The organism is Spirosoma daeguense (assembly GCF_054776875.1).
Genome location: NZ_BAAHBF010000023.1, coordinates 1 through 2,086, shown reverse-complemented (window position 1 = coordinate 2,086; position 2,086 = coordinate 1). Strand labels below are relative to the sequence as shown.

At 39.5% G+C, this 2,086-nt stretch carries 2 protein-coding genes; both read right to left on the bottom strand.

All coding sequences use genetic code 11. The features are described from left to right. Nucleotides 1-362 precede the first annotated feature (362 nt). The gene (locus tag ACYVD4_RS31910) at nucleotides 363-566 is read right to left on the bottom strand and encodes a hypothetical protein (protein ID WP_460952498.1); all 204 of its coding nucleotides are present in this window, start codon (nucleotides 564-566) and stop codon (nucleotides 363-365) included. A 155-nt stretch (nucleotides 567-721) separates the two neighbouring features. Next, nucleotides 722-2,029, bottom strand: a complete 1,308-nt coding sequence (locus tag ACYVD4_RS31905) for a hypothetical protein (RefSeq protein WP_460952496.1) — start codon at nucleotides 2,027-2,029, stop codon at nucleotides 722-724. Nucleotides 2,030-2,086: the final 57 nt, after the last annotated feature.

The following is a 2,086-nucleotide window of genomic DNA, read 5'->3' as shown; positions in this document are numbered from 1 at the left end:
GTCGCGGGACGATTACCCTGTCGACCGAATCCCGAGCGCTACGTTGTTTTTCAGCTTGTTGCTTCACCCAACGACCATGAGGGCTGATGGATGAGAACGCTACGTCCCTAAACAAGAAGACTCTCAACCTTTACACCCTCATTTGGTTGGGCTGCAAAGCCCCCCTCGGGACGTGCTTCCTGTCACCCGACAGCTACCCCACGCGGAGCGGACAATACGCACAATCCGATTTTCAGGCCCGCGCGAAGCCTCTACTACGTTCCGAGTCACCGAAAAGCTGTCCGCTCACTACCTTTCTCGGGTCGAAGGCAGCCCTTTTAAAGTCCACTTTCGGGGCAGTTGTCTTGTCACGCGCTACGTGCCTAGCTCACTTCGGGCTTCCTGACCGGGGCGTTTCTCGTGTCGCACCCAACCCCAAAAAGCGACCCATTCCGGCGATTCTCGTGTCGACCGAAGCCAACTAACGAGCCAAAAGTTCGTCTGTCGAGCCATGCGGCCTGTCGACCGAAGCCGACCACTACGTTATTTTTCAGCACGTTACGTTCTCGCTGTTTGGCACCACCCAACACCCCCGAGGGTTGATGGATGAGGAAACCACTTCAAACAACAAACGTAGCGTCCAACCTTTACACCCTCGCCATGTTGGGCTGCTTAGCCTCCTGCGGGACGTGCTCCCTGTCGCCAAGAAAGCAACCTATAAACAGAAATCGAAAATAACACTCTAATTTTTAACTTTACTTGCAACCTCGGTAATACCGTCCTTAATGGATTTTAAAGTTTCATTTAAACTATTGCTTTTTAGTTCAGCTTGTCTCATACGCCTTTCTATCGGAGAAACAAATACACCAATCACAGCTTCCATTATTAATTTATCTCTGTTTTCTGGTGAAGATAATTTATTAGCGTACTCTGCGATAGTTAAAGCAACCGCAGATTTAAAAGCGTATTCCTCTTGAAAATTACGTTCCTTTCTGTATTGACTAACAACAAAGTATGTTAATAATATAGCTGGAATAGTTTTAAGAGTATTTAATGCAAAAAATTGCCACCTTTGATTCATGTCATTGATTGCAGAAAAATCTTTAAACAGAAAATAAATCCATAATACTGTTATAATACACATAACCGGAACCGTCCATTTCCAGAAAGTAACAGGGCTCTGCAATTCTACTTTTCTTTGCTTAAATGTTTCAAAAAGTGAAGCGCCAACCTCTCTACCGATTAGCTGGTCAAGATAATCGTTTCTTTCTTGAAAATATTGTTTCTTACTTTCTATATAATTTAGACTGTCTTGAAATGATTCTTCTAATTTGTTCAATTCTGTTACGTAAGCGTCGTTTTGAGCTTTCTGAGTTTCAAAATCTTTTATGATTTGTAATATATCTACCTTTTTCTCATCTGAGAACTGTTTAGACTCATCTAATCTTGTTTGTTGTTGAGAAAGCAAGCCTGATATTCGCTCATTGTTGGCAGTACTTTGGTTTAATAAAGTTGATATTTGTTGAGTATTAGTATTTGAAAGATTCAGATTTCTTTCAATCTGTTGTAATTCTGAGTTTTTTTGGTTTACGAAATCTGCTAAATTTTGTTTTTCAGTTCTAACTCTTTCAAGCTCATTTGTAATTATTTTCTCCAAGCCAGTAATCCTATTCTGTACATCACGGGCCTTAATTTCATTTGTAGGATATATTTTTCTCTGGCCTCTGTCCCAGAAACCATTTGCTATTTGATAATATATAAGTCTGTTTAAAATTGTTTCCGTATTAGGGTAGTAACTAGGATTATTGATGTAAGAAATAAAATTCTGCAAGTCTGATTCTAAATTACCACTACCAAATTCATTATCAAAACTATAATCTATAGGCAGAAAAGTACCAATACCGTTTTGTAATTCTTCAACAAGTTGTTTTGTTACTCTACGAATCAAACTTTCAAATGTTTCAACACTAAAAGCTCCAAGTCTATTTATATTAAAGTTTGTCAGAATATTACTTACATCTAAATTATCTACTGATGTTACGCAGGCCATCCTTAGATTGACAGCCTACTGATTAAATTTAACAAAAATTAGCCATGCACTTCGTTT